Source organism: Kluyvera sp. CHPC 1.251, from assembly GCF_036759945.1.
Lineage (GTDB): Bacteria > Pseudomonadota > Gammaproteobacteria > Enterobacterales > Enterobacteriaceae > Kluyvera > Kluyvera sichuanensis.
Genome location: NZ_JAPKIC010000008.1, coordinates 1 through 14,162 on the forward strand (window position 1 = coordinate 1; position 14,162 = coordinate 14,162).

Here is a 14,162-nt window from a genome sequence, read left to right on the forward strand (position 1 = left end):
ATGGACAACAGATTACAACCGTCGCTCGATAGCGGAAACGGCGATGTACCGGGTAAAACAGCTGTTCGGGGGTTCACTGACGCTGCGTGACTACGATGGTCAGGTTGCGGAGGCTATGGCCCTGGTACGAGCGCTGAACAAAATGACGAAAGCAGGTATGCCTGAAAGCGTGCGTATTGCCTGAAAACACAACCCGCTACGGGGGAGACTTACCCGAAATCTGATTTATTCAACAAAGCCACATACTGCTTAAGGTCGTTCAAAGTAAGGATTGTGGGGAGACGACAAAAAATCCAGAGGCGCAACATACCAGCATCTCCGAGCCGTTTTTTAACCAGTCCTCAAGATTATCGTGCGATCTCGTTAGTCGTTCGATATCCGCTCTCCACTGCTGGATTTCATTACCGTTCCAGTCGATATTTAGCTCGATTTGTTTGGCAACGAACCGGTGTTTACCTCTGTTAACTGTGGGTTCATAGTCCTTACGTTGATCTTTGATGAGATCAGCCTCATAGAGGAAATCATCGTTTTTGTTGTCGGTATAATCAAAAATTACCTTAATTAAATCAATATCAACGTTTTGTTTTTTGATGAATAAACCCTGTGTTCCGCTTCCGTTCAAGTCCCGGCTAAAGTTAATGTTGAGATGGCGGCGGAGTGAGAAGAAATAGCTGTGACCGTGCATAGTCAATGCAATTATGGCTATGTCATTGCAGTTGTAGGGTGTATGTGTATCTATGATGTTACCTTTAATTCATATTCGGTCGAGAGCGCCAGGAAACTAACCTAATATACCTTTTTTCTACACCAGTATTTGGATCAATTTTCATCCCTTTGGCCTGCTTCTTGTTGATTAACTCTCAGCGATGTTTGAAATAGGCCATCAGTGGTCAGAATCATTTTTTACTTCCACTTTTTGCTCAGATTTGACCCTAAGGTCTAAGTTCCAATACGTTTCGCTCAATTACTATCACCCCTGATAAATTATTCTATGATTACGTGGAGGGCGGGGGATTCAGGCAATGTTAAGAAATGAAAGGTTTAAATGCGAATATTACAGGTGGAGGAGATGGTGGATACCCCCGACTGACAAGGGGAGTTGATGGCGCTGAGTTCACCCCCTTGCCTGAAGAGGAGTCTCCCCGGTCTTCCCCCGGGGATGATGGCAGGTAATTTGTTGTTAAATAAAGTAAATTATGAAATCCCCCATTTCCCCCGTATTCTCTGCTTCATTATGAATAATCTTAGAGAAAGGAACCGTAAAGGACCGTAGAAAGACCGTAGCTGTGAGGTGAGGGAAGGCACATCAGAGGGTGTTGAGGTGTCTAAAAGTAACGAACATCTGCGAAAATGGCGAGAAATCCAGCAAACAAATAACGTGTTGCAACGACCAGAAATCTACCGTAGCCAGAAAAGGAAAAAGCCCCGCTTTGCAGCGAGGCCTTATGAATATTGGTGCCGGACTCGGAATCGATGTTTCTTTTTAACTTGCTGATATATTTGATTTATTTTTAATGTGGTTATTTTTGTACCCTCATTTATACCCTCGCTCCCGTCAGATACGAATTTAAAACCCAAATCGGGGACGACAATGGAATGGTCATCTGAGGATAGTGTGTTGACACTTCATGGTGGTGTTTTGTCTGGCGACGCACCTGGTGCGTCACAAGGATCCAGTAACAAACCACCAGAAGAAAAGCACCAGGTACGTCAGTATTATTTTGACCTTAAGTAGAAAAGCCTGGCAAGGAGTTTGTTTAGACCCTGTGCTGATAAAGCAATTCCACTTACGTCCAGACAGGTAAATCATCCTGACTACTGTCTGGATGCCAGCGTGCCAGGGTAATGACGGGCGATAATGTCATTCAGCTTATCAACCAATTCTGGTCGCTTAAATGTGATATGCGCTGTTCCCTTCTGAAAGTACTTAACAGTAAACATCTCATCCTCATAACTGGTGCTGTGCCTGTTTTCATGAATATGGTCGCTGAGACGACGGGTGACATCAGCGCGGTTGTCAGGAACAGGTTTTCCGTCAAGTATCATCAGCATCCGCTCAAGGTCAGCTAACCGAGCGCGCTGCCAGCCCCAGTTAAGCCCATACCCCCACCGATCATATTTAACCAGCCCGTTCACGATGATCTTCTTTCCAAACTTATACGGGCAATTACTCTTGTAATTCCAGCTCAGGCCCTTAAACACGTTAATCACACCACGCTCAAACACCTCGCCTTTGCTCTGGTGCAATTGTTTAAATGTGCTAAGGATGTTTTCTTCACAGACAGCGGGAATATCGTCTTTCTCCAGGCTGTGGTACCACTCGTCGCGGGCCTTTGCGTCCATCAGGCTGAGCATTCCGGAGCGTTGCATCAAATCCCGCCATATATCGCGATCGAGATTACGGGTAATGGCTTTTATTGCCGTTTCTCTTTTTTCCATCAACCAGCAGCCGCAGCGAAAATTCTGCTTCATAGCCCAGTCCACGGCGGTTTTTCCGCCGATGCTGCGGGTCAGCGTCGAAACATCGTCAAGTTGTTGCATGAGCACTTCAATCTGCGCCAGCGCGGCATTCCGTCCGCTGACAATACGCTCAATGCTGGTGGAGCAAATCATGCCGGTGTGGTCGGTTAACACTTCGGGTTCGGTGAGAGTAAGTTCTGACATCATTTTTCCTTTATATAAAGCAAAGCGCCAGCCGGTAAGGCTGGCGCTTATACATGAGTGATGGGTCTTGTCAGGCGGCTAAACAGTTCCGGCCTGTTGCAGAAGCTGCAGATGATGGAAATCGCGAACGTCCTGCAATGCCTGGGTGATATGGGGTAACAGTGTTGCTGAATCGGTGTTGTCTTCGTCGTTGTCGAAAATAATGTCGGTGTCGCAATCGATGTTGCCCTGAAGCCAGTCAATCAGAATGGTGAGAGCGGCTTCGGTGGTTAATTCTGGCATGTGAAAACCTTGTGGTGATTGAAGTGGGCTACCAGTCAAAGGTGGCAGAGCCGGGCAGCACTTCGCCACAGGCATCAAGATGAACAATGCCAGCGGAGTAACGACGCATAATAGTCACCACCAGGCGGCGACAGGCTTTCGACAAACCAAGGCGTTTTAGCCGCAGCACTGGAAATGACCACGCATTCAGGTAGAGCAGATAACCTGAGCCGGTATAGCTAATCCATTCCGACTCGCCAAAGTCTTCATGCTGGTGCGACAGGGCATACAGCAGCGAATTGTCTTCCTCGGTGATATGTGCGGTGCTGCACTGAATGCTGTTAACGCGGGCGATGGGCGGAAGCGGATCTTCAACGACCAGCTTTCCGGGGGAGTCAGCAACGCGAAGGGAATAACCGTTGTCACAGACCACGTTAATCAGGTCGGCCAGCTCAATCCCATCAATATCTATGGCGATCCGGCCCATATTGAGGGCCAGAACGTTGATGGCATCGGCTTCCACTGTGAGGGACAGCTTCATTGTTGTTCCTTTTTGTATTTGCCGGTAATGAGATCTGTCACAGGTCTGTAGCCATGACGGGTCATCAGCCCGGTCGCCTTCCGGGCTCGGAGGATATCAATACTGCCGATAAGCGGTGACTGTGTGTCTGCGCTAAAGCCGCGTCTGTCAGTACGGACCAGGTCGTACTTTTCCACGATAAAGTTCACCGCGTCGCACAGTGAGATACCGGCGTCGATATGCTCCTGGATCACGCCATCGTTGCCAAATGGCGTGTCGTTTAGCGTCAGACCGTAGTGACGATCCAGCAGATGGTTCAGGAGGTGCTGCCAGATATCCACGGGGGACGGACGTGGTGAGGTCTCATGCGTGGAGGATAGTGGTTGGGTTTGCACAACTGGATCTCTTTGATGATGGGTTAAAATGAGGAAAAGCTGTGAGAAGGTTTACGCGGTTGCTGCAGGTGTCGGGTAAATCGCGATGTACACGTATCCATGCGAGCCGAGGCTGTCGGCCTCGCAGGTCAGCCCTTTTGAGTATAATGTGACGCAGTGCTGATGGCGGGGATTGAGTTCACCGGAAACCAGCATCAGCTCAAGCTGTTTGAGCTGTACCGGAAACGCCTGGTCAAGATGGCGTAAATCCGCGTCGCTGAACGTGCCGGCGATACTCGCGCGGTCGGCGAGATAGTGCAGCCGGTTGCCCTCCTGCACCAGACGGGCACCAAAACAGGGCGTGATACTGCGTTTAAGCCCCCACCAGGGTTCAGTGATATCGTGGTTTTCTGCCGGTATTTTATTCGACAATTTTAGCCTTCCTTAAACGTGAATTAATTCAACGTGACGCTGCGTAATACAACATAGGGGCCGTTGCGGTCCTGACGACGTTCTGCGAAGACCGCGAGCACACCGCTGATATCCTGGACTTCCCGCCCGGCATAGTGGCAGATGCTGCCGGACCACTGATACCGCCCGGTACAGAAGCGAAACAGGCGGGACTGCGGATGCTGGCGGTATATCGCCATTGCCTGGCGTTTGCTAATAATCTTCATAGGGTTATTTTCCTGTTGTGCTACAGCCAGCCACGTTCTGCAAACGAGGCGATTTCCATACCGCCGACCACCAGGTGGTCCAGCAGGCGGATATCTACCAGGTCCAGGGCCTGTTTCAGGCGTTCTGTGATTCGTTTGTCGGAATCACTGGGTTCGGCATGTGTTGACGGGTGGCAATGCGCGACAATGACAGCGGCGCAGTTATGCTTCAGACCGGATTTCACCACTTCGCGGGCATGGACCTGCGTATGGTTGATGGTGCCGGTAAAGAGCGTTTCATGGGCTATCAGGCGATGCTGGTTATCGAGGAAGAGGGCGGTAAATTCTTCACGCTCCAGTGAAGCAAGCTGCAGACGCAGCCAGTCGCGGACGGCATGGCTGGAGGTAAATGACGCGCCGGGCTCGCGTAGCTGGCACGCCAGCAGGGTTAAGGCTTCCCTGACCGTCTGCTGGTCGGCAGGGGCTAATTCACGGGCAAACAGTGGTAACTGTTGTTCCATAGCTGCTGACCTCAGTCGATGATGTGCATGATGGTGTTACATTCCGCGTGGTTGAGCGCGTAATCCCGCAGGCGGTAATAGTGCTCTGTCATGGCATCGCATTCGGTACGCATGGCGTGGTGGCTGTAAGTCATCAGACAGACCGCAATCCCTGCAGCTTCGGCACTGAGTTCACCGCCGTTACCGTTCATCGGGTTGTACAGCGTCCACGGCTCATCGGTGTCCGGTTCCGGTGCCATAAATGCGCCGCCGTTGCTGAGTGAATAAAAATTCCAGATACCCCCGCAGTAATCAGCACACAGACGGTCCATCCAGGCGAAGATCTGCGGCTCCAGGGTAATCCACTGTGGTATGCTGCCGAAGTGCTGCGGCCAGAAGCAGATACGCTGTTCGTCAGGTACCTGCGTTACGGTCAGTTCAAAATCAGGTTCGTTAGCAGCAGATGCGAGGTTGCTTTGTGTCGCGGTTGTCATGGGTATGTCTCCGTCAATAAAAAACGCCAGCGGCGATGGCTGGCGTATGGGGTAATAAAGGATGGTCCGGGAGATGGTTGTCGGGAATGGGGGTTGTCAGTCGGTGAGTAACGACCTGCGGATGCCATAGCGCCGGATATATGGGGTAAGTCCTGCACCGGCATCGGGCTCAAAATTCCAGGCACGCCAGACCATGCTGCCATCATCGTCGCGCACAACCAGACGAAAATGCGTGGTCTGGTCATCTTCGATGGTGACGTTGTGGTAACGACTGATAATGGCTTCGGCCTGCTGCCGGGTAAAAGAGCCAGGTGGTAGTAACAGGGATTCAGGCATGATGATGGCCTTAAAAAGTAAAAAGCCCTGTTGCACATGGGCAACAGGGCTGGTCGAATCACTTATGTGAAAATCCGTCAGGGTTGATCGAGACAATCCTGCCAGGTGATATCTTTCAGCGCATCGTGCAAGCCACGGGCACTGAACGGTTTCGATTCCCCTGACTGAAAGGCGGTGAAAGCCACTTTGTCTTTTGCTCCTGTGTGCTTCAGTGCTTCAAAAGCCACCTTAGCCGGAACAGCCTCGCCCGGAAGCAGTGTTTCATTCTCAAGCGAGTATTTTTCATTGTTTATCAGAAGATACACCTCGCTCATTCCTTCATCAGAGGTGGCGCGGTAATCCTCCTTCGGGAGCTGCCAGGCCACAACCATCTTTTTATTGCTGCAACTGATGGTCAGCTTCTCTCCGGCCTGATTGTCGCTGCTGAGTGCAAACTCCATACCGCCCGTATTGCCGTACCATTCACCCCACTGTTGTTCGGTCACTGTTGCATGAGTGAAGGCCGGGGCCAGAAGAGACAGCAGGACAGGTAAACAGGGTTTAATTTTCATACTGTTATCCTTTTCAGTTCATTAGCGCTGATTCAGTTTTTCTTTATACGCGTCTATCTGTGCCTTTAGCTGTGCCAGCGCAGCCGAAGCGATATCGGCGTCAACACGGATAAAATCCTCCTGAATCACGCTGAACCTGACCGGAATTTTAAATGTACTGGCACCCGGTCCTCGCAGAATAGCCGTTCCTGTTTGAGTGTTATCACCGACCTGCTGCGCATTCTCAATCATCAGGCATGAAACATTTTCCTGAATGGAATCCCATACTTTTTGACCAATGGCCCCGCAGGCGGCTGAGTGATATTGAGTAAGGTTCAGATGTGCCTTTTTCGCTTTATCGAACTCGCTCTCTTTTTGCGGGTGGGCTTTATAATAATCGCGCTTTTTCTGTAACTGCTCTTCCCGGCGCTTTTGCGCCTGCTGCTGATTGAGCTTATCAATCTCATCCGTGTCCGGACGTGCCGTAATGACACCGTCACTGAGGGTCATGCGGACCGGGTAGATATTGCCATTACTCAGGTTAGCAACCGCCAGATAACGGCCTTCAGATAAGGTTCTGGTGATATCGACTGAAACACAGGACTCCCGCGAATTGAGGTTCTCAAGCATATCGTTTACTGCCAGACAGCCTGATGCTTTGACCGTACTCTCTGGTGATGCAGCAAAGCTGGAGCCAGCAATCATTGCCAGCAGAGGTAATAATTTAATCAGTTTCATTTTTTTCCTTACTGAAATCAGATGAATAGTTTTTGTGAATACATAAATGCCCCGGATAATACCCACCGGTACATCAGTGGGTAGTGTCAGGGCAAGGAGTCGGCTGAATACCCCGATTTTTGACGATACTGGTGATAACAGCATCGGGCTCCTCTTTGCTGCCAGGTGGATAAAAAACTGCACTATTCCGGCCTGTTATCAGCCGGAACAAACGCAAGCAGTGACTGCTGAATAAATCGAAAATGGGGTAAGGCCTGAATGAACACCGGGTCTTCAGCCAGACGACATAAACTGTCGTTACGCCGGAAAGACTCCTGCAGGGGTTGAACCAGATGAATTTCATCCAGCGTGAAAACGGCAATATGTCCGTTATGCTCGGCAATCAGATACCAGGTCTGCTGGTGGATGAGTAACCGGCACGGAGCCAGTCGCTCGCAGCGCTGCCCGTCAGCAAGCAGTGTGACTTTTCTGCGGTCAGTAATTGCCTGAACCAGTCGCCAGAATGACAGAGGCACTGACGGTGAGGATGCCGGACTGGCAGGTGGTATAACGCAGGGGGCTTCATCACACATCAACAACGTATTCACCAGTCGGCGGTCAAGGCCCGGAAAAAGCCCGGCCAGCCCGCTGCGGTGGGCAAAGATAAGCACATCAGGTACCATCTGCATCTCACTGCCAGCGGTGCGCAGACGGCAGTAGCCGGACTGATACTCAAGGTCCAGGTACATCAGACGTTCACGAAAATCCCGCCGCAGCGTGCGAACCGATACGCCAAACTCAGCGGCCAGTTTGCGCACACTCAACGTTTCACCCGCCACCAGGCGGCTGATTATCAGTGACAGCCTGACAGCCAGCCGGTCATGGCGGCGTTCTGCCTGTGTCATGAGAGGTTCTCCGGGAAAGTTAACTGACTGAAAATGATGTGATTACTTTAAAGAGGGGCGCGGTCAGGGTATGGACACCACAGTAACTATTTTTCATTTCTGCAAATGTCAGTTGTGGCGGGGGTTACAGACAATCTCCGGGGAGTGAGGACCGCCAGCACGTCGCAATGCGGACAGGTGGTGTCCGATATTAACAACGTGGCAACATGAAACGTCTACTGCAGTTGTGTGAGCAGTGTTTCTGCCATCACCCACAGCGCACGGTTAAGCTTCACGTCCCCGTCAATGCCGCGCACGGCACGGGTATGTGTCCGTCCACCTTTAGCATTACGCCCACTGAGTCCGCCCTTAATCAGGTTTTCCTGCACACGTTGATAAGTAGTCCACAGGTCATTGCTCTCATCCTGCCAGCGGCGCGGGGAGAGTATCTGCGATTCAGTAACCGGCTGATGGTCCTCACCAAAACGATACGTCAGCGCGGCTTTTGCCAGTGCCTGCTGCGCAGGTGGCGGCAACAGCAACGACTGCATGGCATCCCGCTTTTCTTCCACACGGTCAAAAATCCCCAACACCTCATAGGCCCCGTCAATAACCTGACTCACCACGTCCCCCTTGTGTGGCACCCGTACCTCGCCAAAGGATTCGCCACAGACAAGACCGTTCTGACACACAGCTCTGAATAACCCCGGCAGCATCTGGTACGAGCTGGTGCCGTCATGTGAATTAAGAAGAATAATTTCCGGTACCTGCTTACCGGTAATCTGCCCCTCCCGGCGCAGACGCAGCATGTGCTTTGTGTGTTCGCGACGACCAGGATCACGTACACGGGTCTGACAGGCAAAGAACGGCTGAAAGCCCTCCCGCTGCAGACTGTCCAGCAGAGAGATGGTGGGAATATATGTGTAACGTTCACTACGGGATTCGTGTTTGTCTTCGCTGAATACACTGGGTACCACGCGGAACAGTTCTTCACGGGTTAACGGACGGTCACGACGAATAAGATTTGCAGCGCCAAAGCGCGAAGCCAGACGGGTCATAAGCAGATTCCTCATAATGGGGAAAACTAATAAAAGAAAGCCCCGTCGCACAGGCGACGGGGCTCGGAAAACAACTGGCAGGATTAAATACTCAGAAGAAGAAATTCCAGACGCTACGGGCAACCGACACCACTGTATCGCGTACCGCCCTGATAACTGCCCGCACCGGGGCCGGTATCAGCGGTAGAGCGCTCACCGCATCCAGCGTCGCGCCGACGGTTTCACCAAAATCGTTACGCGCTTTTTCCTGGACTGTCGCTGTGCGAAAGGGAGACTGCAGTTGCGCCACTACCGGGCTGCTAGCTTCACGAGGCAGGCAGCGGATCATCCGTTCGGCCATTATCCGTAATCCCCACCTGGCCCGGACCGATACGGCACATACCGGATGCACCGGCTGGAACAGTTCATGCAGCAGGCAGATTTTGCGACTGATATTCAGCTTCTGTGCTGTGGATAATTGACTGTTACTGCTGGTGGGCTCGACCTTGTCCGACTGGCTGATAACAAACAGCACTTTATGCCGATATGCTTCACCAATAACCTGTCGGTAAAAATGCTCATCCACCGCCAGCGCGCGGTCATCAGCCTTAATCAGCCACAGCACCAGGTCGAGCTGGTGTAGTTGTTCGCGGTACAGCGCAGCATATTCCGCATCGCGTGAACTACTTTCCCCGACACCGGGTAAATCCACGAGGGTCATCACACGTTCTCCCACCTGCAGACGAAAGCGCAGTGGCTCACGGGTACAGGCAGCAACATCGCTGACCGGCGATACCTCACCGGCAAACAGGGCATTGCACAGACTGGATTTACCTGCACCGGTTTTGCCCATAATTCCGATCACTGGCTCATAGTGAGTAAGCTGGTTTATCTGCTGCAGAATCCGCTCTGATGTCCACTGCGGCAGGCCAGAAAGTGATTGTATAAAGGTCTGCAGACCTTCTTTTTCGTGCATCGTCATTCCTCTGAAGAATTAAAATGAAAACGGCAGTACCCGAAAGTTCTGCCGTCACATCAGGGCTGTTCACGAGGATGATATATATCTGAATATTTTTTTGATTAATCGTTTTTTACAGATCTCATTTTCTTATAAGCATCATCAATATATGCTTTAAGTAAGGCATTTGGTTCAATGCCTGTCGCATCCTGCAACGCAAGTAATTTCTTTTTAGACTGTGCTGTCAGTTTAATACCTGAGCTGTCTTTGGCTTTTTTATCCCTGTGGCGTTTTTGGATCCAGGCGTTTCGGGCTCGAGCCAGAAAGTGTTGCTTATTTTTGTCTGCATCCAGTTCGAAACTATATGATTCATTTTTGATGAAAGCGTGCTGTTCTTTGCTCCAGCCAGCCCAGTTATCAAATGTCGCCAGAAGAAAATCATTCATTTGTTTTCTGGTGGCAGGAGATACATCGCAACCAATAAAGCTCTTTTGCATATAATCCCACAGCCAGAGGAGATTATCCTCATCATCAAGATCAATCCATGAAAAAGGTTGAGGGTAATTGCCAAACTCAGTACGCCATGATTTATAAAGGCGATCGATGACTTCTATTTTGTCATTAACGCTCATAGCCAGATTATCAACGAAAGTCATGCTTGAAGAAATATAGCTTTCTTCAGAGTCGTATAATGGACTTAGCGATTGGAAATTAACACCGTTAGCTACGTGAGAAACTACATTTTTTATGGCTGAAGGGCCATTATCAAGAGTAAAATCCTGAGCGTTAATTGTATTTATTGCTTTTTCTCTGTTTAAGTCTGCAATCAACTTTTTAACGCCTTTAACATCTTCCACGCCTGCCTTATCATTTTTTGAATCAACATCAATTTCCCATTGACTCGTTGACTGAGTTATAAGTACATCATCTTTGATGATCGGAGTTGATATCAATAAACCCTCTGCGAAATTGATGTCTGAATTATTTAACCTGGAGGTAAGTAATATATCGTTACTGACAAGCCAAAAGTATGAATAACATGCACCACGTCTGCTTGATTTCATCCAGTCAAAATACTTATCAGGAACAATATTGATAGCAGCATGCTTTTTCATCTCTCTGATTATTTTTTTTCGCTCTTTAAGATTTTTACAGAGAGAGTTTAAAGCTGTGTTAATTTCATCAGCATACTGAGCAGCAGAGTGGTAACTTTTTGTTGTATTGGTGTCAATCCATATCCCATACCTAACAGCCAGGTACCCCAGGTACTGGTTGTATCTCCTCAAACGCCTGTAGTCCATCAATGCCATACCGTTCCCCTGTCACGTTTATCGTGCATCCTGATGTATCAAAATCACCCGTCAATCAACCATGAAAAACATAATTTAACAGTAATAAAAATGCTTTAAAAGCATAATTATTTAGTAATGATAATCAGGCTGTTTTTTACAGCATAAGTGCGTTTTAATGGGGTTAATTAGGTTATCTGAAGAGTATGACAAATTTACACAATGTCAGTAAACTATCCTGATTACAGAAATGGCGATTTTTTACAGGAAAAACCTTTCATTTGCCCTGATAAGTGACACTGTCGTATCGCAAGTGATGATGTATCCGGAAGGTGATGAAACGGGCAGAGACTTGCCGGGGGCAGCTGCGTGTCGCACAGCGACTTCACTCAGACAGGTGAATAAAAATGAGAGGTAAACAGGTGTTGATTAATGTTGGCTATTAATTTGGGTTAATTAGTATAATTAATAATGACGTCACCTGAAATATACTACATCTTTACTCTGTTCCATAATCTTCTGCCTCACTCTCACCACTGCATATATTCAAACTTGTAAAAGGGTGATAATTTACATACAACGCAAATCCTCTGAGCATAAACAGCGAGGATTGAGCCATGCATTTCCCCTATCCCAGTAACACCCGTTATGATATTAACTGGTTTTTATACTCTCTCATTAACAGTCATCTGAATGATATGCTACACCGATACTCAAGGGTACTGGGTGTAAGGATTGATTTATTCTATATAAAGTCGACTTCCAGATTTCGTCAGAGCACTTACAGAACAATTGAGTCAGACGTGCGGAAATTAATGAAAAAAACAGAATCCTGTTCGTTCGTAACTGGTTACTTCTGGGTCATTGAACGTACACCAGATCATGGTTTTCATGCACATGTTATATTCTATCTCGATGGTCATCATACACAAAAACCATTTCCGCTGGTACAGAGAGTTAGTGAGTTCTGGAGAGAGATAACAAATGCAGAGGGTTATTATAACTGGAGCAATTACAAGAAAAATTATCAGGCTGATATTAACCGAAAAATTAACCATTCGGATATCAAGAGCATTAATGAATTAAGATACATCATCAGCTATCTTGCTAAAGAGGAACAAAAAAATGGGATGTATATCTGGGGAAGTAATGAGGTTCCTCCGCCAAGTGGGTTGGGCAGACCCAGAAATAGCGATAGTCTTTAGCGTGGTTTATTTTTTACAGAGCCAACAGTTGATGTGGAGGAGCGAGTAGTAATAATTACTAACACCCGCTCCGGTTAACAGATATTACCGGGAAACATCGACATGCTAACTAAACCTGCTTTACTGGACGATCAGTTTATTGACATGAAATTCATCACTCAACTTACTGGCCTTAGCGATAAATGGTTCTATAAGCTAATACAGGATGGCTTATTCCCGAAGCCAATTAAGTTGGGCAGAGCTTCCCGATGGTTAAAAAGCGATGTGGAAGAGTGGTTGCATTATCGTATTTGCGAATCCAGGAAATAATTCCACCGGCTAAACTGCACATAAAATCATCTTTACCAAAAAGTAAGCTCACTTTGATTATCCACAAATTAATATCTCCTAAGAGTATTCCCTGAGGATCAGAGATGCATGAATCTGCTTACACTCAGCATTAATGAATTCCACTCATAGTCTCTATCCTCTTGCCTAGGGAAGGTGCGAACAAGTTCCTGATATGAGATCATCATATTCATCCGGAGCGCATCCCAGAGGGACATCATGAGCCATCAACTCACCTTCGCCGATAGTGAATTCAGCACTAAGCGCCGTCAGACCCGAAAAGAGATTTTCCTCTCCCGCATGGAGCAGATTCTGCCATGGCAGAATATGACCGCTGTCATCGAGCCGTTTTATCCCAAGGCGGGCAATGGCCGACGGCCCTATCCGCTGGAGACCATGCTGCGTATTCACTGCATGCAGCATTGGTACAACCTGAGCGACGGTGCCATGGAAGATGCCCTGTACGAAATCGCCTCCATGCGCCTGTTTGCCCGATTATCCCTGGATAGCGCCCTGCCGGATCGCACCACCATCATGAATTTCCGCCACCTGCTCGAGCAGCATCAACTGGCCCGTCAATTGTTCAAGACCATCAATCGCTGGCTGGCCGAAGCAGGCGTCATGATGACCCAAGGCACTTTGGTGGATGCCACCATCATTGAGGCACCCAGCTCGACCAAGAACAAAGAGCAGCAACGCGATCCGGAGATGCATCAGACCAAGAAAGGCAATCAGTGGCACTTTGGCATGAAGGCCCACATTGGTGTCGATGCCAAGAGTGGCCTGACCCACAGCCTAGTCACCACCGCGGCCAACGAGCATGACCTCAATCAGCTGGGTAATCTGCTTCATGGAGAGGAGCAATTTGTCTCAGCCGATGCCGGCTACCAAGGAGCGCCACAGCGCGAGGAGCTGGCCGAGGTGGATGTGGACTGGCTGATCGCCGAGCGTCCCGGCAGGGTAAAAACCTTGAAGCAGCATCCGCGCAAGAACAAAACGGCCATCAACATCGAATACATGAAAGCCAGCATCCGTGCCAGGGTGGAGCACCCGTTTCGCATCATCAAGCGGCAGTTCGGCTTCGTGAAAGCCAGATACAAGGGGCTGCTGAAAAACGATAACCAACTGGCGATGTTATTCACCCTGGCCAACCTGTTTCGGGTGGACCAAATGATACGTCAGTGGGAGAGATCTCAGTAAAAACCGGAAATAACGCCAGAAATGGTGGAAAAAATAGCCTAAATAGGCTGATTCGATGTGTTTGCGGGAAAAAAATCGGCCCAGATCCGCGAAATTTTAATCAGCGAGTCAGCTTGGGAAGAAATGACCTGCTTATTCGCACCTTCCCTAGGATTATCAGTATTCTAAATACCTGTTAATATGCGTTTATCTTTTCATGTCCAACGGATC

The 14,162-nt window shown here is 48.9% G+C and carries 20 protein-coding genes and 1 pseudogene; 5 read left to right on the forward strand and 16 right to left on the reverse strand.

All coding sequences use genetic code 11. The features are described 5' to 3' along the window. Positions 1-184: pseudogene (locus V6940_RS15680) on the forward strand (IS5/IS1182 family transposase); the annotation flags it as partial. Positions 185-259: 75 nt separating this feature from the next. Here V6940_RS15680 and V6940_RS15685 read toward each other — a convergent pair. The 16 genes from V6940_RS15685 to V6940_RS15760 all read right to left on the reverse strand — a co-directional run bounded on the left by V6940_RS15685 (position 260) and on the right by V6940_RS15760 (position 11,241). Continuing rightward, the gene (locus tag V6940_RS15685) at positions 260-685 is read right to left on the reverse strand and encodes a hypothetical protein (RefSeq protein ID WP_333496503.1); all 426 of its coding nucleotides are present in this window, start codon (positions 683-685) and stop codon (positions 260-262) included. Between the two features lie 1,130 nt (positions 686-1,815). After that, positions 1,816-2,664: a DUF4942 domain-containing protein gene (locus V6940_RS15690; RefSeq protein ID WP_106107607.1), complete on the reverse strand. Its 849-nt coding sequence runs from the start codon at positions 2,662-2,664 to the stop codon at positions 1,816-1,818. A gap of 78 nt (positions 2,665-2,742) precedes the next feature. Beyond that, the gene (locus V6940_RS15695; protein WP_047359061.1) at positions 2,743-2,946 is read right to left on the reverse strand and encodes a DUF957 domain-containing protein; all 204 of its coding nucleotides are present in this window, start codon (positions 2,944-2,946) and stop codon (positions 2,743-2,745) included. A gap of 28 nt (positions 2,947-2,974) precedes the next feature. After that, complete coding sequence (locus V6940_RS15700; protein ID WP_047359062.1) at positions 2,975-3,466, reverse strand: DUF5983 family protein; 492 nt, start codon at positions 3,464-3,466, stop codon at positions 2,975-2,977. Then, positions 3,463-3,840: a TA system toxin CbtA family protein gene (locus tag V6940_RS15705; RefSeq protein ID WP_047359063.1), complete on the reverse strand. Its 378-nt coding sequence runs from the start codon at positions 3,838-3,840 to the stop codon at positions 3,463-3,465. The genes V6940_RS15700 and V6940_RS15705 overlap by 4 nt, the downstream gene beginning before the upstream one ends. Positions 3,841-3,891: 51 nt before the next feature. After that, a complete protein-coding gene (locus V6940_RS15710) occupies positions 3,892-4,251 on the reverse strand; it encodes a type IV toxin-antitoxin system YeeU family antitoxin (protein WP_047363950.1) in 360 nt (119 codons plus the stop codon). Between the two features lie 23 nt (positions 4,252-4,274). Then, positions 4,275-4,496, reverse strand: a complete 222-nt coding sequence (locus V6940_RS15715) for a DUF987 domain-containing protein (RefSeq protein WP_000691982.1) — start codon at positions 4,494-4,496, stop codon at positions 4,275-4,277. Positions 4,497-4,516: 20 nt separating this feature from the next. Next, positions 4,517-4,996 carry a RadC family protein gene (gene radC, locus V6940_RS15720; protein WP_047359065.1) on the reverse strand — a complete coding sequence of 160 codons (480 nt, stop codon included), beginning with the start codon at positions 4,994-4,996 and terminating at the stop codon, positions 4,517-4,519. A gap of 11 nt (positions 4,997-5,007) precedes the next feature. Then, complete coding sequence (locus V6940_RS15725) at positions 5,008-5,469, reverse strand: antirestriction protein (protein WP_047359066.1); 462 nt, start codon at positions 5,467-5,469, stop codon at positions 5,008-5,010. A 96-nt stretch (positions 5,470-5,565) separates the two neighbouring features. After that, positions 5,566-5,805: a DUF905 domain-containing protein gene (locus V6940_RS15730; RefSeq protein WP_047359067.1), complete on the reverse strand. Its 240-nt coding sequence runs from the start codon at positions 5,803-5,805 to the stop codon at positions 5,566-5,568. Positions 5,806-5,882: 77 nt separating this feature from the next. After that, positions 5,883-6,356 (reverse strand): hypothetical protein, encoded by a 474-nt coding sequence (locus V6940_RS15735; RefSeq protein ID WP_052951289.1) that lies wholly within the window; start codon positions 6,354-6,356, stop codon positions 5,883-5,885. Positions 6,357-6,377: 21 nt separating this feature from the next. Continuing rightward, the gene (locus tag V6940_RS15740; RefSeq protein WP_131797571.1) at positions 6,378-7,217 is read right to left on the reverse strand and encodes a hypothetical protein; all 840 of its coding nucleotides are present in this window, start codon (positions 7,215-7,217) and stop codon (positions 6,378-6,380) included. 38 nt (positions 7,218-7,255) lie between these two features. Next, positions 7,256-7,957 carry a DeoR family transcriptional regulator gene (locus V6940_RS15745; protein ID WP_047359069.1) on the reverse strand — a complete coding sequence of 234 codons (702 nt, stop codon included), beginning with the start codon at positions 7,955-7,957 and terminating at the stop codon, positions 7,256-7,258. Positions 7,958-8,172: 215 nt separating this feature from the next. Next, complete coding sequence (locus V6940_RS15750; protein WP_032751326.1) at positions 8,173-8,994, reverse strand: DUF932 domain-containing protein; 822 nt, start codon at positions 8,992-8,994, stop codon at positions 8,173-8,175. A 91-nt stretch (positions 8,995-9,085) separates the two neighbouring features. Next, a complete protein-coding gene (locus V6940_RS15755) occupies positions 9,086-9,949 on the reverse strand; it encodes a GTPase family protein (RefSeq protein WP_047359070.1) in 864 nt (287 codons plus the stop codon). Between the two features lie 104 nt (positions 9,950-10,053). Continuing rightward, positions 10,054-11,241 carry a hypothetical protein gene (locus V6940_RS15760; protein WP_333496504.1) on the reverse strand — a complete coding sequence of 396 codons (1,188 nt, stop codon included), beginning with the start codon at positions 11,239-11,241 and terminating at the stop codon, positions 10,054-10,056. A gap of 677 nt (positions 11,242-11,918) precedes the next feature. Here V6940_RS15760 and V6940_RS15765 point away from each other — a divergent pair. The 4 genes from V6940_RS15765 to V6940_RS15780 all read left to right on the forward strand — a co-directional run bounded on the left by V6940_RS15765 (position 11,919) and on the right by V6940_RS15780 (position 14,131). Beyond that, positions 11,919-12,425, forward strand: a complete 507-nt coding sequence (locus tag V6940_RS15765; protein WP_232101159.1) for a YagK/YfjJ domain-containing protein — start codon at positions 11,919-11,921, stop codon at positions 12,423-12,425. Between the two features lie 102 nt (positions 12,426-12,527). After that, positions 12,528-12,734: a helix-turn-helix transcriptional regulator gene (locus tag V6940_RS15770; protein WP_047359073.1), complete on the forward strand. Its 207-nt coding sequence runs from the start codon at positions 12,528-12,530 to the stop codon at positions 12,732-12,734. A gap of 237 nt (positions 12,735-12,971) precedes the next feature. Then, positions 12,972-13,952 (forward strand): IS5-like element ISKpn26 family transposase, encoded by a 981-nt coding sequence (locus V6940_RS15775; protein ID WP_000019450.1) that lies wholly within the window; start codon positions 12,972-12,974, stop codon positions 13,950-13,952. Next, on the forward strand, positions 13,934-14,131 hold the full coding sequence (locus V6940_RS15780; protein ID WP_333496505.1) for a hypothetical protein: 198 nt from the start codon (positions 13,934-13,936) through the stop codon (positions 14,129-14,131). Before V6940_RS15775 ends, V6940_RS15780 begins: the two co-directional genes overlap by 19 nt. Positions 14,132-14,162: the final 31 nt, after the last annotated feature.

Bases quoted from the DNA above. Each gene is read 5' to 3' on its own strand.
- V6940_RS15685 (WP_333496503.1), bottom strand. From the start codon at position 685: ATGCACGGTCACAGCTATTTCTTCTCACTCCGCCGCCATCTCAACATT.
- V6940_RS15690 (WP_106107607.1), bottom strand. From the start codon at position 2,664: ATGTCAGAACTTACTCTCACCGAACCCGAAGTGTTAACCGACCACACC.
- V6940_RS15695 (WP_047359061.1), bottom strand. From the start codon at position 2,946: ATGCCAGAATTAACCACCGAAGCCGCTCTCACCATTCTGATTGACTGG.
- V6940_RS15700 (WP_047359062.1), bottom strand. From the start codon at position 3,466: ATGAAGCTGTCCCTCACAGTGGAAGCCGATGCCATCAACGTTCTGGCC.
- V6940_RS15715 (WP_000691982.1), bottom strand. From the start codon at position 4,496: ATGAAGATTATTAGCAAACGCCAGGCAATGGCGATATACCGCCAGCAT.
- radC (WP_047359065.1), bottom strand. From the start codon at position 4,996: ATGGAACAACAGTTACCACTGTTTGCCCGTGAATTAGCCCCTGCCGAC.
- V6940_RS15725 (WP_047359066.1), bottom strand. From the start codon at position 5,469: ATGACAACCGCGACACAAAGCAACCTCGCATCTGCTGCTAACGAACCT.
- V6940_RS15730 (WP_047359067.1), bottom strand. From the start codon at position 5,805: ATGCCTGAATCCCTGTTACTACCACCTGGCTCTTTTACCCGGCAGCAG.
- V6940_RS15735 (WP_052951289.1), bottom strand. From the start codon at position 6,356: ATGAAAATTAAACCCTGTTTACCTGTCCTGCTGTCTCTTCTGGCCCCG.
- V6940_RS15740 (WP_131797571.1), bottom strand. From the start codon at position 7,217: ATGCTGTTATCACCAGTATCGTCAAAAATCGGGGTATTCAGCCGACTC.
- V6940_RS15745 (WP_047359069.1), bottom strand. From the start codon at position 7,957: ATGACACAGGCAGAACGCCGCCATGACCGGCTGGCTGTCAGGCTGTCA.
- V6940_RS15750 (WP_032751326.1), bottom strand. From the start codon at position 8,994: ATGACCCGTCTGGCTTCGCGCTTTGGCGCTGCAAATCTTATTCGTCGT.
- V6940_RS15755 (WP_047359070.1), bottom strand. From the start codon at position 9,949: ATGCACGAAAAAGAAGGTCTGCAGACCTTTATACAATCACTTTCTGGC.
- V6940_RS15760 (WP_333496504.1), bottom strand. From the start codon at position 11,241: ATGGCATTGATGGACTACAGGCGTTTGAGGAGATACAACCAGTACCTG.
- V6940_RS15765 (WP_232101159.1), top strand. From the start codon at position 11,919: ATGCTACACCGATACTCAAGGGTACTGGGTGTAAGGATTGATTTATTC.
- V6940_RS15770 (WP_047359073.1), top strand. From the start codon at position 12,528: ATGCTAACTAAACCTGCTTTACTGGACGATCAGTTTATTGACATGAAA.
- V6940_RS15775 (WP_000019450.1), top strand. From the start codon at position 12,972: ATGAGCCATCAACTCACCTTCGCCGATAGTGAATTCAGCACTAAGCGC.